General features: G+C 60.6%; 25 protein-coding genes. 7 read left to right on the top strand and 18 right to left on the bottom strand.

From position 1 onward, the window contains the following. Positions 1 to 47: 47 nt before the first annotated feature. The 13 genes from MKZ87_RS08920 to MKZ87_RS08860 all read right to left on the bottom strand — a co-directional run bounded on the left by MKZ87_RS08920 (position 48) and on the right by MKZ87_RS08860 (position 12,766). The gene (locus MKZ87_RS08920; protein WP_266200650.1) at positions 48 to 998 is read right to left on the bottom strand and encodes a S66 peptidase family protein; all 951 of its coding nucleotides are present in this window, start codon (positions 996 to 998) and stop codon (positions 48 to 50) included. A 174-nt stretch (positions 999 to 1,172) separates the two neighbouring features. After that, complete coding sequence (lipA, locus tag MKZ87_RS08915; protein WP_162130488.1) at positions 1,173 to 2,171, bottom strand: lipoyl synthase; 999 nt, start codon at positions 2,169 to 2,171, stop codon at positions 1,173 to 1,175. Between the two features lie 25 nt (positions 2,172 to 2,196). After that, positions 2,197 to 2,844, bottom strand: a complete 648-nt coding sequence (gene lipB, locus MKZ87_RS08910) for a lipoyl(octanoyl) transferase LipB (RefSeq protein WP_266200649.1) — start codon at positions 2,842 to 2,844, stop codon at positions 2,197 to 2,199. Then, positions 2,844 to 3,119, bottom strand: coding sequence for a DUF493 domain-containing protein (locus tag MKZ87_RS08905; RefSeq protein WP_064382178.1), 276 nt, complete (start codon positions 3,117 to 3,119; stop codon positions 2,844 to 2,846). The genes lipB and MKZ87_RS08905 overlap by 1 nt, the downstream gene beginning before the upstream one ends. An 84-nt stretch (positions 3,120 to 3,203) precedes the next feature. Then, positions 3,204 to 4,361, bottom strand: coding sequence for a D-alanyl-D-alanine carboxypeptidase family protein (locus MKZ87_RS08900; RefSeq protein ID WP_085697611.1), 1,158 nt, complete (start codon positions 4,359 to 4,361; stop codon positions 3,204 to 3,206). A gap of 323 nt (positions 4,362 to 4,684) precedes the next feature. Then, positions 4,685 to 5,692 carry a septal ring lytic transglycosylase RlpA family protein gene (locus MKZ87_RS08895; RefSeq protein WP_064382179.1) on the bottom strand — a complete coding sequence of 336 codons (1,008 nt, stop codon included), beginning with the start codon at positions 5,690 to 5,692 and terminating at the stop codon, positions 4,685 to 4,687. Beyond that, a complete protein-coding gene (gene mltB, locus MKZ87_RS08890; protein ID WP_085687944.1) occupies positions 5,692 to 6,702 on the bottom strand; it encodes a lytic murein transglycosylase B in 1,011 nt (336 codons plus the stop codon). The genes MKZ87_RS08895 and mltB overlap by 1 nt, the downstream gene beginning before the upstream one ends. A gap of 17 nt (positions 6,703 to 6,719) precedes the next feature. Next, complete coding sequence (gene rodA, locus MKZ87_RS08885; protein ID WP_085688090.1) at positions 6,720 to 7,823, bottom strand: rod shape-determining protein RodA; 1,104 nt, start codon at positions 7,821 to 7,823, stop codon at positions 6,720 to 6,722. A gap of 31 nt (positions 7,824 to 7,854) precedes the next feature. Next, complete coding sequence (mrdA, locus tag MKZ87_RS08880; protein WP_085687946.1) at positions 7,855 to 9,750, bottom strand: penicillin-binding protein 2; 1,896 nt, start codon at positions 9,748 to 9,750, stop codon at positions 7,855 to 7,857. 9 nt (positions 9,751 to 9,759) lie between these two features. Beyond that, a complete protein-coding gene (gene rlmH, locus MKZ87_RS08875; RefSeq protein WP_003185785.1) occupies positions 9,760 to 10,227 on the bottom strand; it encodes a 23S rRNA (pseudouridine(1915)-N(3))-methyltransferase RlmH in 468 nt (155 codons plus the stop codon). Between the two features lie 9 nt (positions 10,228 to 10,236). After that, entirely contained in the window at positions 10,237 to 10,731 is a 495-nt protein-coding gene (rsfS, locus tag MKZ87_RS08870) for a ribosome silencing factor (RefSeq protein ID WP_039771864.1), read from the bottom strand. A gap of 72 nt (positions 10,732 to 10,803) precedes the next feature. Next, on the bottom strand, positions 10,804 to 11,526 hold the full coding sequence (gene nadD / locus MKZ87_RS08865; RefSeq protein WP_266200643.1) for a nicotinate-nucleotide adenylyltransferase: 723 nt from the start codon (positions 11,524 to 11,526) through the stop codon (positions 10,804 to 10,806). Next, positions 11,495 to 12,766 carry a glutamate-5-semialdehyde dehydrogenase gene (locus MKZ87_RS08860; RefSeq protein ID WP_266200641.1) on the bottom strand — a complete coding sequence of 424 codons (1,272 nt, stop codon included), beginning with the start codon at positions 12,764 to 12,766 and terminating at the stop codon, positions 11,495 to 11,497. The genes nadD and MKZ87_RS08860 overlap by 32 nt, the downstream gene beginning before the upstream one ends. A 177-nt stretch (positions 12,767 to 12,943) precedes the next feature. On the opposite strand from MKZ87_RS08860, the gene MKZ87_RS08855 reads away from it, so the two are divergent. Both MKZ87_RS08855 and MKZ87_RS08850 read left to right on the top strand, forming a co-directional pair. Next, entirely contained in the window at positions 12,944 to 13,639 is a 696-nt protein-coding gene (locus tag MKZ87_RS08855) for a DNA-3-methyladenine glycosylase (protein WP_085697614.1), read from the top strand. A 55-nt stretch (positions 13,640 to 13,694) separates the two neighbouring features. Then, positions 13,695 to 15,011 (top strand): bifunctional DedA family/phosphatase PAP2 family protein, encoded by a 1,317-nt coding sequence (locus MKZ87_RS08850; protein ID WP_085703107.1) that lies wholly within the window; start codon positions 13,695 to 13,697, stop codon positions 15,009 to 15,011. Here MKZ87_RS08850 and MKZ87_RS08845 read toward each other — a convergent pair. Beyond that, on the bottom strand, positions 15,008 to 15,586 hold the full coding sequence (locus tag MKZ87_RS08845) for a hypothetical protein (RefSeq protein WP_266200639.1): 579 nt from the start codon (positions 15,584 to 15,586) through the stop codon (positions 15,008 to 15,010). The genes MKZ87_RS08850 and MKZ87_RS08845 overlap by 4 nt on opposite strands. Positions 15,587 to 15,633: 47 nt before the next feature. After that, positions 15,634 to 15,834, bottom strand: a complete 201-nt coding sequence (locus MKZ87_RS08840; RefSeq protein ID WP_085697617.1) for a hypothetical protein — start codon at positions 15,832 to 15,834, stop codon at positions 15,634 to 15,636. Positions 15,835 to 16,026: 192 nt separating this feature from the next. On the opposite strand from MKZ87_RS08840, the gene MKZ87_RS08835 reads away from it, so the two are divergent. Both MKZ87_RS08835 and MKZ87_RS08830 read left to right on the top strand, forming a co-directional pair. Further along, positions 16,027 to 19,476 carry a calcium-binding protein gene (locus MKZ87_RS08835; RefSeq protein WP_266200637.1) on the top strand — a complete coding sequence of 1,150 codons (3,450 nt, stop codon included), beginning with the start codon at positions 16,027 to 16,029 and terminating at the stop codon, positions 19,474 to 19,476. A 274-nt stretch (positions 19,477 to 19,750) separates the two neighbouring features. After that, on the top strand, positions 19,751 to 21,154 hold the full coding sequence (locus MKZ87_RS08830; RefSeq protein ID WP_227233638.1) for a hypothetical protein: 1,404 nt from the start codon (positions 19,751 to 19,753) through the stop codon (positions 21,152 to 21,154). A gap of 12 nt (positions 21,155 to 21,166) precedes the next feature. On the opposite strand, the gene MKZ87_RS08825 is transcribed toward MKZ87_RS08830, so the two are convergent. From MKZ87_RS08825 to MKZ87_RS08815, 3 genes are read right to left on the bottom strand one after another with little or no spacing between them, the layout of a single operon-like run. Next, positions 21,167 to 21,757 (bottom strand): LON peptidase substrate-binding domain-containing protein, encoded by a 591-nt coding sequence (locus MKZ87_RS08825; RefSeq protein WP_085697619.1) that lies wholly within the window; start codon positions 21,755 to 21,757, stop codon positions 21,167 to 21,169. A 10-nt stretch (positions 21,758 to 21,767) separates the two neighbouring features. Next, positions 21,768 to 22,484: an LrgB family protein gene (locus MKZ87_RS08820; protein WP_007958637.1), complete on the bottom strand. Its 717-nt coding sequence runs from the start codon at positions 22,482 to 22,484 to the stop codon at positions 21,768 to 21,770. Then, the gene (locus tag MKZ87_RS08815) at positions 22,484 to 22,846 is read right to left on the bottom strand and encodes a CidA/LrgA family protein (RefSeq protein ID WP_085697620.1); all 363 of its coding nucleotides are present in this window, start codon (positions 22,844 to 22,846) and stop codon (positions 22,484 to 22,486) included. The genes MKZ87_RS08820 and MKZ87_RS08815 overlap by 1 nt, the downstream gene beginning before the upstream one ends. Positions 22,847 to 23,039: 193 nt before the next feature. Here MKZ87_RS08815 and MKZ87_RS08810 point away from each other — a divergent pair, with 193 nt between their 5' ends. The 3 genes from MKZ87_RS08810 to MKZ87_RS08800 all read left to right on the top strand — a co-directional run bounded on the left by MKZ87_RS08810 (position 23,040) and on the right by MKZ87_RS08800 (position 26,002). After that, on the top strand, positions 23,040 to 23,495 hold the full coding sequence (locus MKZ87_RS08810) for a MaoC family dehydratase (RefSeq protein ID WP_034153755.1): 456 nt from the start codon (positions 23,040 to 23,042) through the stop codon (positions 23,493 to 23,495). Positions 23,496 to 23,605: 110 nt separating this feature from the next. Then, a complete protein-coding gene (locus MKZ87_RS08805; RefSeq protein ID WP_085703104.1) occupies positions 23,606 to 25,333 on the top strand; it encodes a C13 family peptidase in 1,728 nt (575 codons plus the stop codon). A gap of 27 nt (positions 25,334 to 25,360) precedes the next feature. Beyond that, positions 25,361 to 26,002, top strand: a complete 642-nt coding sequence (locus MKZ87_RS08800; RefSeq protein ID WP_085697622.1) for an oxidoreductase — start codon at positions 25,361 to 25,363, stop codon at positions 26,000 to 26,002. The last annotated feature ends 8 nt before the right edge of the window (positions 26,003 to 26,010 follow it).

Raw genomic sequence — 26,010 nt, 5'->3', positions numbered from 1 at the left:
GTGGGAACGGGCTTGCCCGCGATGACTGACTATCAGGCGATTAATCCCTACGCATTGATCACCACATCCTGCTCCAGCATCAACTCCTTCTTCCCGGCATCCAGTCGAACCAGCGCCCCCAGTGGCAACGTCAGGTTCGGATCGCAGTGCCCGCTACGCCAGCCGGACAGCACCGGAATCCGCAGTGGTTCAAAAGTCTGCTTGAGCAAGCGGTTCAAGGCCTCGACATCCACGCCCGCCACGTCCCCGACCAGCACGCCACGCAATCTGGCCAACTTGCCTGCCAGACGCATTTGCGTCAGCAAACGGTCGATCCGGTACAACGGCTCGTTGATGTCCTCGATGAGCAGAATCACCCCTTCGACGTCGATTTCGTAAGGCGTGCCCAGGGTCGCGGCGATCATCGCCAGATTGCCGCCCTGCAAACGTCCGTGGGCAATGCCCGGCTCCACGGTGGTCAATGGATAAGCCGCCGGGTGACTCAGTACACTGCCGGCCTTCAACTGACCGCGCAGCATGGCGAAGAACGACGTCACCGTCGGCGGTTTCTTGTCCCCCAGCAGATCGGCATTCAACAACGGCCCGTGAAAGGTCACGAACCCGGCGTAGCGACTGATGGCCAAGTGCAGCGCGGTGATGTCGCTGTAACCGACGAAGGGCTTGGCATGACGGCTCAACAGATCGTAGTCGATCCGGTCCAGCAACCTTGGCGTGCCGTACCCACCGCGCAGGCAAATGATTGCATCGACCTCTTTGTCAGCAAACGCCGCATGCAGATCATTGAGCCGCACCTCGTCGCTGCCGGCCAGATAACCGTCCTTCTCGTAGACGCCGGGGAACACCCGCAAACCGTAACCCCGGGCGCGCATCCACTGAACGGCCTTTTCGGTATCGAGCGTGCCGGGGCCGGCGGGCGCAATTACGCCTATCAGCCCTTCCGACGGCAGCGCGGGCACAGGCTTGTGCGGAAAAAGGGTATGGGTCGGTCGAACGGTCATCCATGGATCTCCCTGTGTGAAGTCATGCTCACACAGTAGTCAGGAACGGCGACAAACAGAAGAGGCCCGGCCGCGCCGCAGATTGCAGGAAAAGTCAGTAACGAGTGTAAGCCAGACAAAAAAATGCCCGCCGGGCGATAAACCCCGGCGGGCATTTTCTCATTCAGCGCTGAATCAGGAACCGAGCAGCTCGGCCTTGACCAGTTTCGCCTGTTCGTCGGCGTGGTACGAAGAACGCACCAATGGGCCGGACGCAACGTTTTTGAAGCCCATCTTGTAACCTTCCTCGGCGAACCAGGCGAAGGTGTCCGGGTGTACGAAACGCTGCACCGGCAAGTGGCTGCGGGACGGTTGCAGGTACTGGCCCAGGGTCAGCATGTCGATGTCGTGTTCGCGCATGCGCTTCATGACTTCGATGACTTCGTCGTCGGTCTCGCCCAGACCCAGCATCAGGCCGGATTTGGTCGGGATGTGCGGCATCATCTGCTTGAAGCGTTGCAGCAGGGTCAGCGACCACTGGTAGTCCGAACCCGGGCGCGCAGCCTTGTACAGGCGCGGCACGGTTTCCAGGTTGTGGTTGAACACATCCGGCGGCTCGGCGGCGGTGATTTCCAGGGCGATGTCCATGCGGCCACGGTAGTCCGGGACCAGGGTCTCGAGCTGCACGTTCGGCGACAGTTTGCGGATTTCGCGGATGCAGTCGGCAAAGTGCTGGGCACCGCCGTCACGCAGGTCGTCGCGGTCAACCGAGGTGATCACCACGTACTTGAGTTTCAGGTCGGCGATGGCGATGGCCAGGCTTTCCGGCTCGTTGACGTCCAGTGGCTTCGGACGACCGTGGCCAACGTCGCAGAACGGGCAGCGACGGGTGCAGATGTCACCCATGATCATGAAGGTCGCGGTGCCGCCGGAGAAGCATTCGCCCAGGTTCGGGCAGGACGCCTCTTCGCAGACGCTGTGCAGCTTGTGTTTGCGCAGCAGGCTCTTGATGCGGTCGACTTCCGGCGAAACCGGGATGCGCACGCGGATCCAGTCGGGTTTCTTCGGCAGTTCGGTGGTCGGAATGATCTTCACCGGGATGCGTGCAACCTTCTCGGCGCCGCGCAGCTTGACGCCGGCTTCAACCTTGGGACGCGGGGCCGGGCGCTCGGTCACGTCGAGCGTCGGGATCATGGTTTGCACTGCATCAGTAGTCATATCAGTCGATTCCGCCCGTCAGGGTCGTCTGCTCAGCATAGTCGAGGTGTTTGACGAGCTGCGCGCGCAGCCGGGCACTTACCTCGGCAAATTCAATCGATCCTGCGTGCTCGCTCAGCTGGGTCATCGCCAGCCCGGCATAGCCGCAGGGATTAATCCGTCGAAACGGCTCCAGGTTCATGTCCACGTTCAGGGCCAGGCCATGAAAGGAACAACCGTGGCGAATCCGCAAACCCAGAGAAGCGATCTTCGCTCCGTCGACGTAGACGCCGGGAGCATCCGGCTTGGCCACGGCGGTCACACCGTAACTGGACAGCAGTTCGATCAGGCAGCGCTCCATGCGGCTGACCAGATCGCGCACGCCGAAACCGAGTCGGCGCACATCCAGCAGCAGGTACGCCACCAGTTGACCGGGGCCATGGTAGGTCACCTGACCGCCGCGGTCGACCTGCACCACCGGAATATCTCCCGGCAGCAACAGGTGCTCGGCCTTGCCGGCCTGACCCTGGGTGAACACCGGCGGGTGTTCAACCAGCCAGATTTCATCCGGGGCCGTGGTGCCACGCTCGTTGGTAAAACGTTGCATGGCCTGCCAGACCGGCTCGTAAGCCATCTGGCCGAGTTCGCGAAAGCCCAGCGTGCCCGGCATCACAACACCATGTGTACGAAGCCGGTCGCCCGCAGTTCGCTGTTGATGTTGTACAGCTGATCCTGGTCGGTCGCGACGATGTGCAACTGGATGGTGGTGTACTTGCCGTTGCTGCTTTGACGCTCGTCGACACGCTCATCATTGATGCTGGCGTGTTTCTTGACGATGTCGATGATCTTGTCTTTGTTGCCGACGCCCGTATCGCTGATCACCTTAACCGGATAATCAACCTGGGGAAATTCGATCTTTGGCGCCTTTACTTCGGTATCGGTCATGGCGTAACGGCCTCGTAATCGTAAGCCCGGTAACGAACAAGGCCCCGCTCCGGACAGGAACGGGGCCATGCAGGTCAACTCAAATCAGTTGAACAAGCCGTAGAAGAATAGACGGATGCTATCCCACATGCGGCGGAAGATACCACCCTCCTCGACAGCGTCCAGAGCGATCAGGTCGGCGCTGTGCACCACCTTGTCGTCCAGTTTCACTTCGACTTTACCGATCACGTCGCCCTTGGCGATTGGCGCGGTCAGTTGCGGGTTCATGGTCATGCTGGCAGCAAGCTTCTTCAGCTGGCCTTTCGGCAGGGTCATGGTCAGGTCTTCAGCCAGGCCGGCCTTGACCTGGCTGGTGGTGCCTTTCCACACCGGAGCCTGAGCCAGTTCGGTGCCCTTCTGGTAGAAGGTCTGGGTTTCGAAGAAGCGGAAACCGTAGGTCAGCAGCTTCTGGGTCTCGGCGGCACGGGCCGCTTCGCTGTTGGTGCCGAACACCACGGCGATCAGGCGCATGCCGTCGCGTACGGCCGAGGACACCATGCAGTAGCCGGCTTCTTCGGTGTGGCCGGTTTTCAGACCGTCGACGGTCTTGTCGCGCCACAGCAGCAGGTTGCGGTTAGGCTGTTTGATGCCGTTCCAGAAGAACTCTTTCTGCGAGTAGATCGCGTAGTGAGCCGGGTCTTCGTGGATGATCGCGCGAGCCAGGATCGCCATGTCGTGAGCCGACGAATAGTGCTCAGGGTTCGGCAGACCGGTCGGGTTCATGAAGTGGGTATTGGTCATGCCCAGATCGGCGACGGTCTTGTTCATCAGGTCGGCGAAGGCGTCTTCGCTGCCGGCGATGTGTTCAGCCACCGCGACGCTGGCGTCGTTGCCGGACTGAATGATGATGCCGTGCAGCAGGTCGCTGACCGTGACCTGCGAGCCGACCTTGATGAACATCCGCGAACCGCCGGTGCGCCAGGCGTTTTCGCTGACGGTCACCGGGTCGTTTTCACCGATCTGGCCGCGACGGATTTCCAGCGTGGCAATGTACGCGGTCATCAGTTTGGTCAGGCTGGCCGGTGGCAGACGCTGGTCACCGTTGTTCTCCACCAGCACGTTGCCGCTGTTGGCATCCATGAGCACGTAGGATTTGGCGGCCAGTTGTGGTGGCGACGGCATCATCTCGGCCGCGAACGCGGCAGGCGAGAGGAGCAGCGGGACTAGCAGACACAGGCGTTTGGCAAAGGTGGTGATGTTCATCCGTCTCTCGAAATCGCTAATGGAAACTGCCCAAGGGCAGAATTTAATCAGATGTCTTTCAGGCTTTGCCCGAAACCTGCCTGCGCGACGATCATGCTGCGTTAAAAACAGATTCGGAGTGCTCATGTAGGTCCCCTACAATCCGCTTCCTCACCTGTTTTTGCCTTGCCTGATCGCCGCTCGGCGAGCTTTCGAGCAAACCCTGCGAGCATCGCGTGTTCAGTTGCTCACTCCAGTCACCCTTGCCGGGCTTTTGTTCTTCGACGAGCCAACAACCTGGTTCACCCCCCAATCGCTGGTGAACCGTCAATCAAGTCCTACGTTTACTCGGTGACCACACTTGGCGAACCCAGGTTGGCCAGGCGCACGCTGTTCTGTACCTGGGCAATTTCACCCGGCGAACCGATCGGTCCCAGGCGAACCCGGTGCAGGGTCTGCTGATTGCGCACGATCGAGCTGATGAACACCGGAGCGCTCACCATCCCGCTGAGCTTCGACCTCAGGAGTTCTGCAGCGTCCGGGTTGGCGAACGCGCCCACCTGCAGATACTGGCCAGACGCTGGTGCAGAAGCGTTTTTTTTTGCATCGAGCTGGACTGGTACGACGGCCGCGGCGTGCTGCTGCGGCGGCGGAGTCCATTGTTCGACGGTGCCCGCCGAAGCCGTGATCACCGGGGCGCTATTCTGCGCGACTTGCGGCTCGTTGAGCATCAAGGGCGCCGGACGGCCCTTCGCGGCCCACCACTGCTGCGGGTCGATGCCTTCGACCTTGACCCGCGCGGTGCCGATTTCGGCATAACCGAGCTTCTTGGCGGCGGCGTAGGACAGGTCGATGATCCGGTCCGAATAGAACGGCCCACGGTCATTGACCCGCAGGATCACGCTCCTGTTGTTGTCCAGGTTGGTCACCCGAACGTAACTCGGCAGCGGTAGTGTCTTGTGGGCGGCGCTCATGCCGTACAGATCGTAGACCTCGCCGTTGGCGGTGTTCTGACCATGGAACTTGGTCCCGTACCAGGACGCGGTGCCGGAGGCCACGTAAGTCTTGGATTCCTGCAACGGGAAGTAGGTCTTGCCCAGCACGGTGTAAGGGTTGGCCTTGTACGGTCCGGTGTGCAGGGTCGGCGTGGCGTCCGGGATGCGCGACACATCGACGTCCCACCACGGCGCGCCGTCCTTGTGGGCCCGGTTGATGTCCAGGCCCGGCTGCGAACGCACGGCGGTGGTCGGCTTCTGGCTCGGCGAACGGCTGGTCGAACAACTGGCGACCAACACCGCCAACGCAGCGAAGGCCACCAGTTTCAGGGGTTTATTGATAGGCAATGCCCGCATTACTTGACGCCCCGTGCTTGTACCAGCTGTTCAGACAGTTGATGTACGGCCATGGCGTACATCACGCTGCGGTTATAACGCGTGATCGCGTAGAAATTCTTCAGGCCCATCCAGTATTCCGGACCGTTGTCGCCTTCCAGGCGGAACGCGGTGACCGGCATGTCATCGCGCAGCGCATCATGACTCGACCAGCCCAGCGCTCGCAACTCCCCGACGGTTTTCGTCGGCTCGATGCCGGTGGTCAGGCCTTCATCCACCTGCTCGCCGCGCACATCCGCGCGACTGACCACCGGCTCGCCGGCGACCCAGCCGTGACGCTTGAAATAGCTGGCGACACTGCCGATCGCGTCATCCGGGTTGTTCCAGATATTGATGTGGCCGTCGCCGTCGAAATCCACCGCGTAGGCGCGGAAACTGCTCGGCATGAACTGCGGCAAGCCCATCGCCCCGGCGTAGGACCCCTTGAGGGTCAGCGGGTCGACCTGCTCTTCGCGTGCCAGCAGCAGGAACTCACGCAGCTCCTTGCGGAAAAATTCGGCACGGGGAGGATAGTCGAAACCCAGCGTGGACAAGGCATCGATCACCCGGTAATTGCCGGTATTACGTCCGAAAAAGGTCTCAACGCCGATGATCGACACAATTACCTGGGCCGGAACGCCGTATTCCTGCTCGGCGCGGGCCAGGGCGGCCTCGTGCTGACGCCAGAAGTCCACACCGCGGGCAATGCGCGCGTCGGTGATGAACATCGGCCGGTATTCTTTCCACTGTTTGACCCGTTCGGCGGGTTTGGAAATGGCGTCGAGAATCGCCTGCTTGCGTTGGGCTTCGCGGAACACGGCCATCAGCTGTTCGCCGGCGAAACCGTAGTCGCGGGTCATTTCACCGACGAATTCGGCCACCTGGGGCGAGCCTTCGTAATCGCCGGCCAACGCTTCCTGCGCGCTGCCAAGGATGCCTACCAGGCCGAGCCACGGTGCGTATCGTGTCGCCCAGTCACGCATTACTTGCATTGAACTCTTCACCTTATTCAAACCTGTGCGATCCACTTGCGATGGGTATGGATCGACATCAAAACCCCAAACGCTGACAGCAGCGTCACCAGCGAAGTTCCGCCGTAGCTAATGAACGGCAACGGCACCCCCACCACCGGCAACAGGCCACTGACCATACCGATGTTGACGAAAACGTAAACAAAAAACGTCATGGTCAAAGCGCCGGCCAGCAATTTGCCGAACAGCGTCTGCGCCTGGGCGGTAATCACCAGGCCACGACCGATCAGCAACAGATAGATCAGCAACAGTGCGCAGATACCCACCAGCCCGAACTCTTCACCGAGCACGGCGATGATGAAGTCGGTGTGGCTTTCCGGCAGGAAGTCCAGGTGCGACTGGGTGCCCAACAGCCAGCCCTTGCCGAATACACCGCCGGAACCGATGGCGGCTTTCGACTGGATGATGTTCCAGCCGGTGCCCAGCGGATCGCTTTCCGGGTCGAGGAACGTCAGGATCCGTTGCTTCTGGTAGTCGTGCATGATGAAGAACCACATCGCGACCGACACCGGAATCGCCGCCGCCAATACACTGAGAATCCAGCGCCAGCGCAACCCGCCCATGAAAAGTACGAAGGCGCCGCCGGCCAGAATCAGCAGCGAAGTGCCGAGGTCCGGCTGACGCACGATCAGGGCGAACGGCACACCGATCAGCAACAGGCTGATGCCGACATGCTTGAGCTGCGGCGGCAGCGTGCGCTTGGACAGGTACCAGGCGATCGTTGCCGGCATCAGGATCTTCATGAATTCCGAGGGCTGGAAGCGGATCACCCCGGGGATGTTGATCCATCGGGTCGCGCCCATGGCGTTGTGACCCATGATGTCCACCACCAGCAACAGCACCACCCCGATCACATAGCCGAGCGGCACCCAGCGTGCCATGAACCGCGGCTCGAACTGGGCAATGATGATCATCGACACCAGACCGATGCCGAACGACGTGGCCTGTTTGGCCAGCAGATCCCAGCTCTTGCCACTGGCCGAATACAGCACGAACAGGCTGCCGGCCGCCAGGATCAACAACAGCACCAGCAACGGGCCGTCGATATGCAAACGTTGCAACAGCGTCGCCCGGCGACGCATCACATCCTCGCTGGAGAGCATGCGATCGAAATTATTCATCACGGGCCGTAGCCTCCGCACTGATAGGGCTGGCGTATTCGGCTTTCAACCGTCCGTCCTGATCCAGCAGCCAGGCATCCATGACCTGCCGCACCACCGGTGCCGCGACGCCGGAACCGGACTCACCGTTCTCGACCATCACCGACACCACGATTTTCGGGTCATCCGCCGGCGCGAAACCGACGAACAGGGCGTGGTCGCGGTGGCGCTCCTGAACCTTGGAGCGGTCGTATTTCTCACCCTGCTTGATCGCCACGACCTGGGCCGTACCCGACTTGCCGGCGATCCGGTATTGCGCGCCGATCGAGGCCTTGCGCGCGGTGCCTCGGGCACCGTGCATTACCTGCTGCATGCCGTGGTTGACCTTGTTCCAGTCCGACGGGTCGCGCAGGATGATGTCCGGCATCGGATTTTCATCCTTCGGCTTCTCGCCTTCGATGGTCTTGGCCAGATGCGGGCGGTTCCATACGCCTTTGTTGGCCACCAGCGCCGTGGCCTGGGCCAGTTGCAGCGGGGTCGATTGCATGTAGCCCTGGCCGATCCCGAGAATCAGGGTTTCGCCGGGGAACCACGCCTGACGCCGGGTCGCGCGCTTCCACTCGCGGGACGGCATCAGGCCGGGGGATTCTTCGAACATGTCCAGCGAGACCTTCTGGCCGATCCCGAACTTGTTCATGTAGGCCGACAACCGGTCGATGCCCAGCTTGTGCGCCAGATCATAGAAGTAGGTGTCGTTGGACCGCATGATCGCCGTGTCGAGGTCGACGAAGCCGTCCCCGGTGCGGTTCCAGTTGCGGTACTTGTGGTCGTAGTTGGGCAGCATGTAATAACCGGGGTCGAACACCCGGCTCGACGCCGTCACCACGCCCGCGTCGAGACCGGCAATCGCCACTGCCGGTTTGATCGTCGAGCCCGGCGGGTAAAGACCGCGCAGCACGCGGTTGAACAGCGGCCGGTCAATCGAATCGCGCAGCTCGGCGTAAGCCTTGAAGCTGATGCCGGTGACGAACAGGTTCGGGTCGAAGCTCGGTTGACTGACCATCGCCAGCACTTCGCCGGTTTTCGGATCGAGTGCCACCACCGCACCACGTCGACCGCCCAGCGCGGCCTCGGCGGCTTCCTGCAATTTGATGTCGAGGCTCAGGACAATGTCCTTGCCCGGCACCGGATCGGTACGCTTGAGCACACGCAGGACCCGGCCACGGGCGTTGGTCTCGACCTCTTCGTAGCCCACCTGACCGTGCAGCTCGGCTTCGTAGAAGCGCTCGATGCCGGTCTTGCCGATGTGGTGGGTGCCGCTGTAATTGACCGGATCGAGGGTCTTCAGCTCTTTCTCGTTGATCCGCCCCATATAACCCACCGAGTGCGCAAAATGCGCGCCCTGCGGGTAGTGACGCACCAGTTGCGCGACCACTTCGACGCCCGGCAGGCGGAACTGATTCACCGCGATCCGGGCGATCTGCTCTTCGGTCAGCTCGAACAGGATCGGCACCGGCTCGAACGGCCGGCGGCCCTGGCGCATGCGCTTTTCGAAGATCACCCGGTCTTCCGGCGTCAGCTCCAGTACCTCGACGATCACGTCGAGCACCTGCTGCCAGTCGCCGGAACGCTCGCGGGTCATGCTCAGGCTGAAGCTCGGACGGTTGTCCGCCACCACCACGCCGTTGCGGTCGAAAATCAGGCCACGGGTCGGCGGGATCGGCTGAACGTGAACCCGATTGTTTTCCGACAGCGTCGAGTGATAGTCGTACTGAATCACCTGCAGGTAATACAGCCGCGCAATCAGCACGCAGATCAGCGCCACCACCGCAATTGCGCCGAACACGACGCGACCACGCACCAGACGGGCGTCTTTTTCGTGGTCCTTGATGCGGATCGGCTGAGACATGAGGGCGGATTACTTGTGGTAAGGGTGGCCGGACAGCACGGTCCAGGCACGATACAACTGCTCGCCGATGAGGATGCGCACCAGCGGGTGCGGCAGCGTCAGCGGCGACAACGACCAGCGCTGATCCGCGCGGGCACAGACTTCCGGCGCCAGCCCTTCCGGGCCACCGACCATGAAGTTGACCGTGCGCGAGTCCAGGCGCCAGCGATCGAGTTCGACCGCCAATTGCTCGGTGCTCCACGGTTTGCCATGAACTTCGAGGGTGACAATCCGCTCGTTCGGCCCGACCTTGGCCAGCATGGCTTCGCCTTCCTGACGGATGAAGCGGGCCACGTCGGCGTTCTTGCCACGGGTATTGAGCGGAATTTCCACCAGTTCCAGCGCCAGCTCGGACGGAAGACGCTTGGCATATTCATGCCAGCCTTCTTCCACCCACTTGGGCATGCGTGAACCGACGGCGATCAGGCGCAGTCGCACAGCAATCCCTTACAGCTGGTCTTTGTTGAGCTTGGTGAAATGCTCGTGGGTGTTTTCCGGGCTGTGGTGCTTGGCGTCCGCCGCACGGCTTTGCTCGGCACCGGCCCACAGGCGCTCCAGGTCGTAGAACTGACGGGCCGAGGCGGTCATCATGTGCACGATCACCAGATCCAGGTCCAGCAGCACCCAGTCGCTGTCGCCCTTGCCTTCTTCGCCCAGCGGCTTGGCGCCCTGCTTTTTGACCTCTTCGCGAACCTTGTCCAGCATCGCGTTGATCTGGCGGTTGGAAGTACCGGTGGCGATGATCATGTAGTCAGTGATGCTCTGCTTGTCGCGCACATCGATGATCTGGATGTCCTGGGCCTTGACGTCTTCCAGGGCTGCAACGGCCACCTTGACCAGCTCGTCGCCCTTAAGTGGCTCGTTGGTGTTGACCGGCTCTGGCAGCGGGGCGCTCTTGAATGTGCCTTTGCGCTTTACTTTGGTTTGGTCTTTGTCAGTCATATAAAACTCGTTTTGCTCATATTTTCGGCGGCTTGGCGACACGTGGATTCGTATCAGTGAAGCACGCCTTGTTCAGTTCGACGCACGGTACAGACCGTGCGCATCGATGTAGGCCAGGACCGCGTCGGGCACCAGGAAACGTACCGACTTACCGCTGGCCAGCAGTTGACGGATCTGGGTGGCGGAAACCGCGAGCGGTGTCTGCCAGACGAATGCAATCTGTCCGCTCGGCCCCTTCAGGGCCAGCGGGTCGCTCACCGAACGCGCTGCCAGCAGGTTGCGCAAGGCATCCGGCGGTTCGCTGTCGGCGTCCGGGCGCTGTAGCACCAGGATGTGGCAATGCTGGAGCAACTCTTCCCAGCGGTGCCAAGTGGGCAGGCCGCAAAATGCGTCCCAGCCCAGAAGCAGAAAAACCTGGGTCTCGGCGGCCATTTCGGCGCGCAGCGACTCCAGGGTATCGATGGTCCAGGACGGTTTGTCCCGCTGCAATTCGCGGGCGTCCACCACCAGCGGCGGCACACCGGCTACCGCACATTCAACCATTGCCAGCCGGTCCTGCGCCGACACTTGCGGCGTATCGCGGTGCGGCGGCCGGGCGCTGGGCATCATGCGCAGCTCATCGAGCCCCAGCGCTTCGGCGACTTCCAGCGCGCCACGCAAATGGCCGACGTGCACCGGATCGAACGTCCCGCCCAGTACGCCAATGCGCCGGGGACGGGATTTCTTGCCGGTTTTCGGCGCTTTCAGATCGAGGTCGGACAAGTCAGACCGTCGCCTGGCCGCGCAACTGGCCATCACCGACCACGATGTACTTCTCGCAGGTCAGTCCTTCCAGGCCCACCGGGCCACGGGCGTGCAGCTTATCAGTAGAAATGCCGATCTCGGCACCCAATCCGTATTCGAATCCGTCGGCGAAGCAGGTCGGGGTGTTGATCATCACCGATGCCGAGTCGACTTCGGCCACGAACTGCCGGGTGTCGGCGAGGTTTTCGCTGACGATCGAGTCGGTGTGGTGGGAGCCGAAATGGTTGATGTGTTCGATGGCCTGATCCAGGCCGTCCACCACACGGATCGACAGAATTGGCGCCAGGTACTCGGTGCTCCAGTCTTCTTCGGTCGCCGCTACGGCTTCGATGATCGCCCGGGTACGCTCGCAACCGCGCAGTTCGACGCCCTTTTCGCGGAACTGCTTCGCCATCGGCGGCAGGAAATCCTTCGCAACACTTTGATCGACCAGCAAGGTCTCCATCGCACCGCAGATGCCATAGCGGTAGGTCTTGGCATTGAAGGCGATGCGCTGGGCTTTCGGCAGGTCGGCGTGTTCGCTGACATAGACGTGGCAGATACCGTCCAGGTGCTTGATCACCGGCACGCGGGCGTCGCGGCTGATGCGTTCGATCAGGCCACGGCCACCGCGCGGTACGATCACATCGACGTACTCCGGCATGGTGATCAGCGCGCCAACGGCAGCGCGGTCGGTGGTTTCCACCACTTGCACCACGGCGGCCGGCAGCTCGGCTTCGGCCAGACCGCGCTGGATGCAGGCGGCAATCGCGCGGTTGGAATGAATCGCCTCGGAACCGCCGCGCAGGATGGTCGCGTTGCCGGACTTCAGGCACAGGCTCGCAGCATCGATGGTCACGTTGGGACGGGATTCGTAGATGATCCCGATCACGCCCAGCGGCACGCGTATCTTGCCGACCTGAATGCCCGACGGACGGAAGCTCATGTCACGGATCGCCCCGACCGGATCCGGCAGCGCTGCAACCTGACGCAGGCCGACGATCATGCCGTCGATGCGCGCCGGGGTGAGCTCCAGACGCTCCAGCAGTGCCGGCTCCAGACCGTTGGCGCGACCGGCGGCCAGGTCCTGCTCATTGGCTGCCGCAAGCTCGGCGCGGGCGGCGTCCAGGGCATTGGCGGCAGCCAGCAAAGCGCGGTTTTTCTGCGCGGTGCTGGCACGGCCGATGACGCGGGAAGCTTCGCGGGCGGCGCGACCCAATCGGGTCATGTAGTCAAGAACGGACTCAGTCATGGTCTGCTGGGGTCTTGGCAAAGAGGAAAGCGGCAGATTATAGCTGTCGCGTCCCGGGACTAACAGCGGTGACGGGCGGATGGTCGAAATGGACGGCGATTTGCCGACGTTCAGCAGAGATTAAGCCGCGAATTGTTATCATCACGGCCTCCTCCGCCTGGATAAACCCTGTTTGCCATGTCCAACCTGACCGTTCGCGCCACCTCCGCGCGCCAGCCTGTCGGCCTTGCGGATGCCTTTTTCGACCGTGACGCCCAGACGCTGGCCCGTGATCTGCTCGGCAAAGTCATCCGCCACCGCGTTGGCGATTTGTGGCTGAGCGCCCGAATCATCGAAACCGAAGCGTATTACTGCGAGGAAAAAGGCAGCCATGCGTCCCTCGGCTACACAGAAAAGCGTAAGGCTTTGTTTCTGGATGGCGGCCACATCTATATGTACTACGCCCGTGGCGGCGACTCACTGAACTTCAGTGCGCAGGGTCCGGGCAATGCGGTGCTGATCAAATCGGCCTATCCGTGGGTCGACGAGATCAGCGGCCCGGCCAGTCTGGCGCAGATGCTGCTGAACAATCCCGATGCTCAGGGTCGCCCGCGCCCCTCCCAGAAACTGTGTGCCGGGCAGACGCTGCTGTGCAAGGCGCTGGGGCTGAAAGTGCCGGTGTGGGATGCCAAGCGCTTCGACCACGAAATCCTCCTGGTGGAAAACACCGGCCCTGCGCCCACTCATGTGATTCAGACCACCCGCCTGGGCATTCCCCATGGCCGTGACGAGCACTTGATGTATCGCTTCGTCGATGCTGCCTATGCCCAGTGGTGCACGCGGAACCCGCTGCGTCGGGGTCAGGTCGAAGGTCGCGATTATTTTCTGCTGTGATTGCACACCCCTGCGGCACGCCGGCCAGGGACATCAATGAAATGGAGTGGTTTGTATGGGCCCATGGCTCGATAGCGTGACCGGATGGCTGGCCGCCAACCCACAATGGCTGGCGGCCGCGGTGCTCATTGTGGCGTTTGTGGAATGTCTGGCGATTGCCGGACTGATCGTGCCCGGCACAGTGCTGCTGTTCGCCGTGGCAGTGCTGGCCGGCAGCGGTGCACTGTCTTTGAGCGAGACCCTGTTGCTGGGCTTTCTCGGCGGGATTCTCGGCGACGTGATTTCGTATTTCCTCGGCCGTCACTTCCACCAGAACATCCGGCGTCTGCCGGGCCTGCGCCATCACCCGGAATGGATGGCCGGCGCGGAAACCTATTTCCAGCGCTACGGCATCGCCAGCCTGTTGGTCGGGCGCTTCATCGGCCCGTTACGCCCGATGTTGCCGATGGTCGCCGGCATGTGCGACATGCCCTTCCCACGCTTCGCCGCCGTCAGTCTGCTGGCAGCAGCAGGCTGGAGCCTCGCGTACCTGTTGCCGGGCTGGGCCACCGGGGCGGCGATTCGCCTGCCCTTGCCGGAAGGTTTCTGGCTACAGGCCGGGATCGTCGCCGGCAGCATCGCCGTCATGGTCGGCCTGAGCGCCAACAGCAGCCTGCGCCGTCATCGCCGGGCGACGATCTGGATCAGCAGCATGAGCCTGCTGATCCTGATCGGCCTGTTCATCGGCTACCCGTATCTGAGCGCCCTCGATCAGGGCGTCATGACCCTGGTGCAGGAACATCGCCGCCCGGCGCTGGATGAAGTGGCGGTGGTGTTCACCCTGATCGGTGAATTCCGCAACATGTTGCTGTTCAGCGCCCTGCTGACTGCGCTGCTGTTGCTGTGCCGTCAGTGGCGCCATGCCATTTTCGTGGGCGGCACCCTGCTCGTCACGGCCCTGGCCAACACCGGAACCAAACTGTTTTTCGCCCGGGTACGCCCGGAAGTACTGACCGATCCGCTTACCAGCTACAGCATGCCCAGCGGCCATGCGTCCGGCTCGTTCGCGCTGTTCCTGGCCCTGGCCGTACTCGCCGGACGCGGGCAACCGCCAAGGCTGCGACTGACCTGGCTGCTGATCGGCTGCATTCCGGCACTGGCGATTGCCCTGTCGCGGGTGTATCTGGGCGCCCACTGGCCGACGGATGTGCTGGCCGGCGCCATGCTCGCAGCCTGCGTATGCGCCGCCGGGCTCTGGCTCAGTCAACGGCAAACGCCGCTCGGCGCCATGCCACAAAAAGTCTGGTGGCTGGTGCTGCCGGCGCTGGTCGCCCTGTTCGGTTTCTTCGTGCTGCGACACTTGCCGCATACATTGCTGCGCTATTCGTACTAGGCAGCAGAAGAAACCGGCGAAGGGTTGATCCTCAGGACGAACGACACGTTTTCGGCGTCATACGCATTGTGGCCGGTGTCGTTCGGATTCTGATCGAGGAAGTACCGCAGACCTTGCTTCGTTGCATGTTGAAAAAGTCTTTTCTGTTTCTCGACACTGAACAACGCCACAGAAACAGGATTGGAAGGAAAGTCACCAAGGTCTTTCAACTTTCCCGCATAGGTCTCCACTTCGAAGTAACTGCCGACATCCTTGTCCAGAACAAGATGCCGGTTTTTCTGGTCCAGGCGTACCCGCCAATCGAAATAACGACCGGCCGTCTTGACGTTGAGGGAGTAGCGCCCCCGAGATTCCGGTACAAACTCGAACAATAGCGGTTCGACATCATCATGGTCCGCGAGCGTCACAATGCGTGATGCAACTTCATCACCCAGAGAAATTTCTGCTTCCAGTCGCTGCCCCGTGGTAATTCGCGAATACCTCAAACGACTTTCCATCACCTGATAATTAATAACCAGAGGAAGACCACCCGAAAAAAGATGCCCCGTAAACTTGATACTTTCCGAATCAGACATATAGCAACTCTCTCACCATAAAAAGTAAATCAAATAACGTCAGCAAGTCATTTGACTGCGGTAGACATAGTGGCACTCAACACACTTTTGACACGTTTGCGCTTGCGCCGCTCAAGGATCATCGAATCCGCGTAATAACCTGCGTTCCTGATGATGGTATCGGTGTTCTGATCAACACCAGCGTGCTTGAAAATATACTTTCCGGCGATATCGTCCCAGAAGGCCCACTCATCTTCGTAAATTGTCATTTCGCTCTCCTTTGCGATCTACCCGCCCTGGCGGAAAAATTAAAAACTAGATGAATAGCGACTGACAAACAACCTGCAGCCACTTTCAACACAATACAAAAAACAACAACACAATCCGCAAAACATTAACAACTGAACAGCACTGCACTTCATGTCAGATTCTTTCTGACATTTCACTGAAGAGCATTGATCTTGGCCAAACCTTTCATATCCAGCACAGAAACTATTCTTACAGCCCAACTTACAATTTCCGACATTACTGATACTTCTCTTTCATCTCCCGAAGCCTCACTCAAAACATCGGGAAAATCCCCCACCCTGCGAGACGTGGACCAGCTGTTCGGACCACTGCGTTTTGGTGAAATAACGGCCAGTCGCCAGACACTGGCGTCCTTGGGAGCGCAGATCAACGGCCACGCCATCAGCGCGGCCAACACCTACTTCCCCGCGCCTGACCAGTCCTTTACCGACGGACTGGCTTTTGACCCGTTACAGGTTGAGCAGCGAATCAGATCGGTCGACAGCCAGGAGCGCCAGCACGTACCGGAGCTGCTCTATGAAATCGTCACGCAGCGCTCACCCGACGCCCCACCGCTGATGCGCGAAATGCCAGCGGGCGATGCAGCAGATCCGATGAACCGGATCAATCGATTGCTGACCGCCACCCAGCGCCTGGACATCCGAAGAAGCCCGTTGACGGAAAACCTGCCGACCTGGATCGACAAAGGCAAAAGTCGCGGAATGACCGGCATGGGCGTCGGAATGCAGGCTTACGGGCTGTACAGCGCTTACATGGGTGCCCTTGAGGCAGTCAAAAAAGGAGAGATGGGTGAGTTTTGGCTCAATGTCGGCGGCGGCGTGTCAGAAATTCTCTCCCTTGGAGTCGAATACGCACTTGGCAAAAGCGGCGAAAAAATGATCCGCCTTGGCTATGAGACATTCGAGAAATTCGCCAAGACCTCCACAGGCAAGTGGCTCAGCCGCGGGGCGGGGCTGATCGCCAGCGCGATCACACTGCCCTTCGATATCTATACCGCCATCAAGTCGTTCAACGATGCCGCCAAGGCCAAAGGCAAGGAGGCACAGGATCTTTACGTCGCCGGCGGGTTGAGCGTGTTCAGTGGCGCGTTGTCGCTCGCTCTTGGCTGCGCAGCACTGATGGGCTTCCAGGCTGCCGGCCCGGTGGGAATCGCCGCAGCCGCATTGATGATTGTCGGCGCCAGAGTCTATGGCGCCGCCAGGATGGTCGACGACATCGACGACTACATCGAACTGACCGTGAACGAGCGCTGGCGCGCCGGCTGGTTCGCATTCACCGGCCAGCAGCAGGATCAGGCGATGATGGATCGCTACCTGATCGCCAAGACCACCAGCGACTACGCCAAAGCCCTGAAAACACGCAGTCTCAGCTGGCTCGACAATGAGTTGAAGGAGAGTGTCGATGCCATCGTCGATGGCCGCTACGAAGTCAAGCTGCAACCCACCCGCGTCTATCGCTACCAGTGGGACACCAGCAAGGGCGAAGCGCCCTACAAGATCGAGAACCTGCCGGTTACTCAGGAAATCGACGACACCTACGACGCAAGGAAAGGACTGCCGGTCGCTGACAATCTCATCACCAAGGGCGTCAGCCATCCTGACAAAGGTGTTTTCTGGAGTTTGGGCGGTGGTCACGACACGGTGCAGGGCGTGAAGGACAAGCCGAACTTTTTCAGTTACTCCACCGGCAGAAAAGCCCTGAGCGGCGGCGACAAGAATGACTCGTTTCTTTTTCAGTCGGCATCGGAAAATCTTTCAAGCGATCCGATCAGAGCCAGCGAATTGTCGGGTGGTGAGGGCATCGACCTGCTGTGGCTTCAAGGCAAGCACCGATACGAAGACCATGTAGCAGAGCCACCACGACACAAGGGCTATGACGTCGACCTGAAAAACGGCACGCTGTCCCTGCTGCCCATGAACCCGGCGCAAGAACCCGTACTGCACTCGACACTCAGCTCCATCGAAAAAGTCGAGACCCTTGCCGGCGCGATCAATCGCGTGACGGGCTCCGATCAGGCCGACACCATCGCTGCCAACGGCAATGATCACATCGAAGCCGGCGCCGGGGACGACCTTGTTTCCGTGCGCGGTCTGCGTGCGGTCGTCGATGGAGGCAGCGGCAACGACGTCTACTATCTGGACCCGAGCAGTCTCAAGGTATCCATACGCGAAGACGGCAAGGAACCGAGCAACGTTTATCTGGGCGTGACTCTTGAAGCCATCCAGCGCTGGTTCATCCGCGATGAAAGCATGGTCATCGAATCACTGCGCGCCGATGATTTCCGAACGCCCCTGCGTGAGCTGACATGCGAGGCGGTCTACCGGAACCTCGACGGCAAACGCGCGTTGCAAAATGACAAATGGGTGTTCATCACTCAGGACGGCTACCACCTGCAGCCGATCTGGCCAGAGATGATAGAGGAGTCGGGCGATCTGCCCCTGAGCGTCGTCATCCTCAGCGCCGGCACCGCCAAAGCCTCGCCGGTACAGGTCAACGATCGCCCTTATCGCCTTTCGGACAAACCGCTCTCGAACTACTTCGTCAGCCGCCAGAACCGACACACCATTCTGATGGCGCCACAGAATGACAAACCCGCCCACAGTACGTTGTATGTCGACTACGACAGCACTGAAATCAACGAAGTCCGCGCCATCTATACGGTTACAAAAACGACGCACGGAGCCTTCACGTTTCTTTCCTATACAAACATGCACTTCGACCTCACGTTCAAACAGGGCGGCGGCATACTTTCACTGCACGGAGCCGTCAGAGAAAGTCCCGGCCGCAAAACCGACAGAGGCGCCGGGATCATGGCCTCCGGCTGGCAACTGAACCATTCTCTGACGCTGGTCATGCGTGACAGCACGTCCTATCGGCTCGACTACCCCTACAACTCATACTTCAATGACGCCCGCCATCCTGGCTATACCAGCGTGCAAAGCCCGACCTCCTTGCGTGAACGAGCGGGCCGCTACATTTTCGTCAGGCCCTCGGTCGAAAAGCGCCAGCTGAAGACAACCGCGCAACGGGTCGAATTCAGGAATGCCGAGCACAACGCAACGTACTGGCTGGAGGGACGCTCCTCCACCTACGAGTTGTTGCCTGCCAGCCATACCTCCATTCGCCTGTCGACAGCGCAAGCGGATGCCCGCGTCACGGGGTCTTCCACCTGGCACATTCACACGCAACATCTTCAGGAACAGATCAACCGACGCGACCTTGTCATCAAGGACAATCTGCTGAAGATCGGCAGCATTCATTTTCATCTGCCGGACAGCAACGATCCGACACTGCCAATTGAAACCATCGAGGTCATGATTTCTTCCGGCAACTGTTATCGCGTCAATGCCTTGTTCGAGCTGATTGGTCTGTATGCCGTCGACGCCCGGAGCTATCCGTCGATTGAAGCGATTGCCCGGGATATTCAGGATCATCACCAACGTGACGAACTTGAAACCATTCAGGTAAAGGTCCGCAACATTCGCCTGCTCGACACGTCTCCCGGCAAGATTATCTACAACCCCGAAACCCGCATATGGAGTACAGAAGAAGCTCCATCGCGCTCGATTCCGATCGGGCATCTGATTATTGTCAAGGAATGACACCATGCGACCAAAATCACCCTCCTCGTCCACTCCGCCACGCGTCAACACGTCCTCGGACCCGGACACTCAAGCGCCCCGATTGCGAACGCCGGCACCAGAATTGCACCCGCCACATTCATCGTCCAACCCGGCCGTTTCACGAAACATCAACCCGGCAAACACGCCTTCAGGTCCGGCAATACCCGAACCACCCCGGATCGACATCTCGGATTTATCGGACCTTTCGCGAGCAACGGCGAGCGGACTGAGCAGTTACCTGTTGAAACCGGCAATGCTGCGTAACATGCAGCCTGCCAACGAAGAAGGCCTGCGCTACATCGTCGGCCGTAAATTCGTCGATGTGAAAGACAGCGGAACGGTGTATGTGGAGTTCGACACGGACCTGAACACTTACCGGGCCATGGATCTGTACAAAAAGCTTGCGCCCGGTCCGGCCCTCTACAGAAACGCCGGGGAATCGACCTGGAGCCCGTCCAGCCCGCTGGCGCGACCGCATGCGGCAGACACTGCCGGCGATCCGGGAGCAACGCGCAAACAATCTTCTCCCGAACCTCTGCCGGCACAGTGGAGGGCAGCCACCGCTGAATTGCTGAATGGACATTTCATGCGGCTGCATCCACAGATGACTCACGGAGAAAGAGTCATGCTGCTACGTACCTATAATCTTTCACCGCTGCAGCACGTAAGGTTGCGCGACGACCTGAATGCCAATCCGCTAAAGGTTCCCGCCTGGGCGGAAAGTCACAAGCTGCGATCTCTGGATAGCAATGACCCGACCCGCTTCGACGAACTCCATCGGGAAATCGAACCGCTGCTCCTGCCCTTGAGAAACGGCAAGCTCGCACTTTACGATCTGTACGATTTCGATGAAAGTGTCAGCCGCCAGTTTCTCGACGCATTCCTTGGCAAGCTGGGCTATTTACGCAACATCAATGACAGTCTGTATCGCACGGATATCCCTGCGCTGTTCCGGGCTGACGAGCGTACGCCCTTCGAGTTCTACAACGATGGCCGGATGCTGCCCCGTCTGAAGCACCCTCGTGGCGCAACGACGGAAAAACCGATCAGCGCCACGGTCAGCCTCAAGCTGGTCAAGGGATACGCCGGCCGGGGAACCGAATCTCCCGATCCGGAGTACCTGCGCTACAACAGTCAGAGAAACAAATACCCCGGCAAAAAACCTGGCGAGCCGGATGTGGAATCGGGTGAGTCGGACAACGAATGGTCCGACGTCTCGGATATGGATCTGGATGACGAGCGGAACTACGCAACAATCCGGCACAACCAGCAATTCGTCTTTGCCTATATCCTCGACACTCGGAGGATGGAAGTCGTACTGCGAGAAGAAAATCACTTCCTCAATGACGCAGCAACGAGGAAAGGCACCTGGTTTCCCGATGACGAACTTGAAGCACTGATATCGACTTCGAAGCGGGGTATCGATTCGCAGCGCCTGTGGCTGCTCGATTCAACGTTCACTCGGGCAGCGAAGGTCGATGACATTGGCGAGCAGGCAGAATTCGGCAACTCCATTGAAGAGCGCACCCACAGTGGGGCATTCAACCGGCATGAGTATGACGCCCTGATCGACAAGGTTGCCCGTGCAGGCAAACCGATATTGATACTGGATCAGGGCAAGGAGTGGTTCGCCAACGACATCGTCTGGCCCGAATAACCGGGCCGAGTCTCAAGCGAACAACTCGCCCTGCAACTCGTCGAGCAGCGCCTGGATCGCATCCAGTCGCTGCTGCGGGTTGTCGAGTTGCAGCAGGTCGATCTTGTCTTCCTCGGCGAAGGGCAGCAGATAGGCCAACTGATTGGCCAGCGACTGCTGCCCCGCCGCTTCGATGCCCATGTTCAGCGCCTCGACCATCGGGTGTTCGGCCAGGGCCTTGAGCAGCGCCACCAGATCGGCGTCTTCATCCTGCAACGGTTGCTCGGGCTCTTCGTCAAGCCACTCGACCTCGGCGACGATCAACTGATCGCGCTGGACTTCGGTGCGCTGCACGATGAAGCGCCGTCCGCCCTGCACCCGGATGCCCAGCAGTCCGTTGTCCTGCTGCTGGAAATCGGTAATTCGCGCTTCGCAGCCGACCATGGCGAAACCTTCCGGCGCGACGCCGACTTCGCTGCCTTCAAGGATGCACACCACACCGAACCCGCCGCCCTGTTTCATGCAGCGGCCGATCATGTCCAGATAGCGTGCCTCGAAGATCTGCAAATCCAGATTGCAGCCGGGAAACAGCACCGTGTTCAGCGGAAAAAGCGGCAGACTCATAGACATTTCCTTACACCACCATCGACACCGCCAACGGCAGAAACACCGCCGTGGCCACGCCCATCAGACTCATCGCCAGCGCCGCGAAGGCGCCGCACTCATCGCTTTCCTGCAACGCCACCGAGGTGCCGACCGCATGTGCCGTCATGCCCAGCGCCATGCCGCGTGCCTCGGGGCTGTGCACGCCCAGGCGAGTCAGCAGCGCCGGACCGAAGATCGCGCCGATGACCCCGGTGATCAACACAAATACCGCCGCCAGTGCCGCGACACCGCCGATCTGCTCAGCCACCAGCATGGCGATCGGCGAGGTCACCGACTTGGGCGCCATGGTCATCAGGATCATGTGATCGGCACCGAACCACCAGCCCAGCGCCACGCCCATGCCCGTGGCGACCACGCCGCCTATCACCAGCGTAGTAAAAATCGGCCAGAACAATTGGCGGATGCGCCGCAGATTCAGATACAGCGGCACCGCCAGCGCGACGGTTGCCGGGCCCAGCAGAATACTGAGGATTTCCGTGCTCTTGCGGTACTCGGCGTAAGTCAGACCGCAACCAACCAGTACGCCAATCACCAACAGCATCGAGACCAGCACCGGTTGCAGAAAGATCCAGCGGGTTTTCTCGAACGCCGCCAGCACCAGTTGATAAGCGCCCAGGGTGATGCCGATGCCGAACAGCGGGTGGTGAATCACCGACGCCCAGGCACCTTGCCAGTCGAACAGCATCAGGATTCCTCCGAATGCGGCGCATGACGCTTGACCAGGCGCTGCATCAGCACGCCAGCAAAGGCCATCGACAGAATCAGCGAGACCACCAGCGCCCCGACGATGGCCCAGAAATCCGCAGCAATCGCCGTGGCATACACCATCACGCCCACCGCTGGCGGCACCAGCAGCAATGGCAGATAACGCAACAGACTGCCGGCGGCAAGATTCAGCGGTTCGCCGACCTCACCGCGCACGATCAGGAATACCAGCAACAGCAAAAGGCCGATGATCGGCCCCGGCAGCACCGGCAACAGCAAATGATTGAGAGCCGTGCCGAGCAATTGAAACAGCACCAGCCACGTCAGGCCGCGTAGCAACATCCGTCATCTCCGTCTTACTTTCCAACCTGCAAGTCGTCGGCATTATAAGCACGCCTGCGCTACGGATCGGCATTCGCCAAAAGCATGGTCGGTTGACCTGAGCAAATCGCCATGATGATCTACAGTGGTTCGCAGGGCGGTCAAATCCCCCACCTGAAAAACTATAAAACCGATGAACCCAAGGAGAGTCTCAATGCCCTATGTTCCAGTTGCAGAGCTCAAAGATTATGTCGGCAAGGAACTCGGACGTTCCGAATGGCTCACCATCGATCAGGAGCGCATCAACCTGTTCGCCGAAGCCACCGGGGATTACCAGTTCATCCATGTCGATCCGGTCAAAGCCGCGCAAACGCCATTTGGCAGCACCATTGCACACGGTTTTCTGTCGTTGTCGCTGATCCCCAAACTGATGGAAGACATACTGGTCCTGCCGCAAGGCGTGAAGATGGTGGTCAACTACGGTCTGGACAGCGTACGTTTCATCCAGCCGGTCAAGGTCAACTCGAAGGTCCGGCTCAAGGTCGACCTCGGTGAAGTGACCGAGAAAAAACCTGGCCAGTGGCTGCTCAAGGCCACCGCCACCCTGGAGATCGAAGGCTCGGACAAACCGGCCTACATCGCCGAACCGCTGTCGCTCTGCTTCGTTTAAGCGCCTGGATGCGAAGCGGCTCACGCTGTTTCGCATCCGCTCCTCCCCGCCGGCTGTATAAGGTCACATAGCTGCGGCATACTCGGTCGCCTAATTGCCCGGATCCCGCCATGCGCTCATTCGCTCCTCTTGCTCCCCTTGCCTTGACCCTGTTGCTGGCCGCGTGTGGCGACGGCGAATCACTCTTGCCGCCGGATGCGCGTCTGCCCGACGGCGGCCGCTATCGCGGTGAACTGGTCGATGGCTTGCTGCAAGGTCAGGGCCGGGTCGACTACCCCAACGGCAGCTGGTACGCCGGGGCGTTCGACAAGGGGCAATGGCACGGCCAGGGCGAATGGCACGGCAGCAATGGCGAGGTCTATCGCGGCAACTTCCAGCAAGGGCTGTTCGACGGCCAGGGCACGCTGACCACCACGGCCGGCAGCTACACCGGTGGTTTCAAGCTGGGCCGGCGCGACGGCGAAGGCACCCTCAAAGAAAATGCGATGACCTATCGCGGCGAATTCAAGGCCGACCAGTATTCCGGGCTCGGCCGTCTCGAGCTGGATGACGGCAGCTCCTATCAGGGCCAGTTCGCCCACGGCAAACCCAATGGCGAAGGCCAACGCGGCGATGCCAGCGGCAATCAGTTCACCGGCCACTTCGTCAACGGCCAGCTCGAAGGCAACGGTACATTCAACAGTGCCGACGGCGACATCTATGTCGGCGGCTTCAAAAACAATCAACTGCACGGCAAGGGCCGCTACGAAAACGCCGATGGCGATGTCTGGCTCGGGCAGTTCAAGGAAGGCGCGCTGACCGGCAAGGGCGAACTGATCGGCGCCGACGGCAGCCACTACATCGGCTATTTCAATGACTGGCGCTTCAGCGGTCAGGGCCGGCTGAACCTGGCCGATGGCAGTTTCTACGTCGGCGGGTTCGACAGCGACAGCTATTCGGGACGCGGCACCCTGGTGCTCACCGATGGCAGCGTGCTCAGCGGCACCTGGATCAACGGCCAGCGCGTGCGCGATGCCGACGGCAAGTTGCTGCCCGACACCCTCGAACTCGGCCTGCTGGCCCAGGGTCGCCTGCTCGACGAGGCGCTGGCCAATGTGCCGGCCTCGACCCCGGCAGTGGAGCTGTACACCCTGACCCTCGGCGGCGACGGCAAACAAAGTGTGTTCCTGCGCGAATCCGATTACGTGGCCAACATGCTCACCAGCCGTTTCGGCGCGTTTGGCCAGATTCGCCTGGTCAATCATCGCGACCACCTCGGCGACCGGCCCATGGCCACCCGCGAAAACCTGCGCCGCGCAGCCCAGACCCTGGCCGAACGCAGCGGCCCGGAAGATCTGGTTTTCATCTACCTGAGCAGCCACGGCACCGCCGAGCACGAACTGGTGCTCGATCAGCCGCGCATGGAACTGGCCGACCTGCCCGCCGATGAACTTGCCGCCGTGCTGGCGCCGCTGAAGAACCGCGACAAGATCATCGTCATTTCCTCGTGCTATTCCGGGGGTTTCATTCCGGCGCTGAAGGATGAGCGCACGCTGATCATGACCGCCGCGCGCGCCGACCGCGTGTCGTTCGGTTGCTCCGAGGAGGCCAACTTCACCTACTTCGGCGACGCCCTGTTCGCCCAGGCCCTGAACCAGACCGACGACCTGGAGCAAGCCTTCAAACTGGCCAAGGCCACCGTCGCCGAGCGCGAACTGGCGGACAACTTCGAGGCCTCTGAACCGCAGATCTGGGCACCGAAAACCGTGCTGGCACACTGGCAACTGCTGCGCAAACAGCAAGCGAGAAAAGCCTTGCAAAGTGCTGCGTTGAACGACGGAGCAACAAAGAGCAACTAAGCTGAACAGTATCAAGGGAGAGACACTATGTACTTGACGCCTCAGCATGTCCTGCTTGCCGGAGCCACCGGACTGACCGGTGAACATCTGCTCGACCGTCTGCTCAACGAACCGACGATCAGCCGCGTCCTTGCCCCCTCACGCCGGCCGCTGGCTGAACATCCGCATCTGGAAAATCCGGTCGGCGATCCACAGACCTTCCTGCCGCAACTGTCCGGTCGGGTCGATATCGCCTATTGCTGCCTCGGCACCACCATCAAACAGGCCGGCTCCGAAGAGGCGTTCCGCGCCGTGGATCTGGACATGGTGGTGGCATTCGCCAAGCGCGCCCGGGAAATGGGTGCACGCCACCTGATCGTGATCAGTGCCCTGGGGGCCGATCGCCGGTCCTCGGTGTTCTACAACCGGGTCAAAGGCGAAATGGAATACGCATTGCGCGCGCAGGACTGGCCGCAACTGACCATTTGCCGACCTTCCCTGCTGCTCGGCGAACGCAGCGAGCCGCGCCTGGGCGAGCAGCTTGCCGCGCCGTTCTCCAAATTGATTCCCGGCAAATACCGCGGCATCGAAGCCTGCCAACTGGCCCGTGCCATGTGGCGCCTTGCACTGGAAGAGCAGGACGGAGTACGTATCGTCGAATCGGATGAGCTGCGCAAACTCGGCAAGTGAGTTCGCGC

It is taken from the genome of Pseudomonas sp. MCal1 (assembly GCF_026341415.1).
Lineage (GTDB): Bacteria > Pseudomonadota > Gammaproteobacteria > Pseudomonadales > Pseudomonadaceae > Aquipseudomonas.
This window is presented reverse-complemented; position numbering and strand designations above follow the sequence as displayed.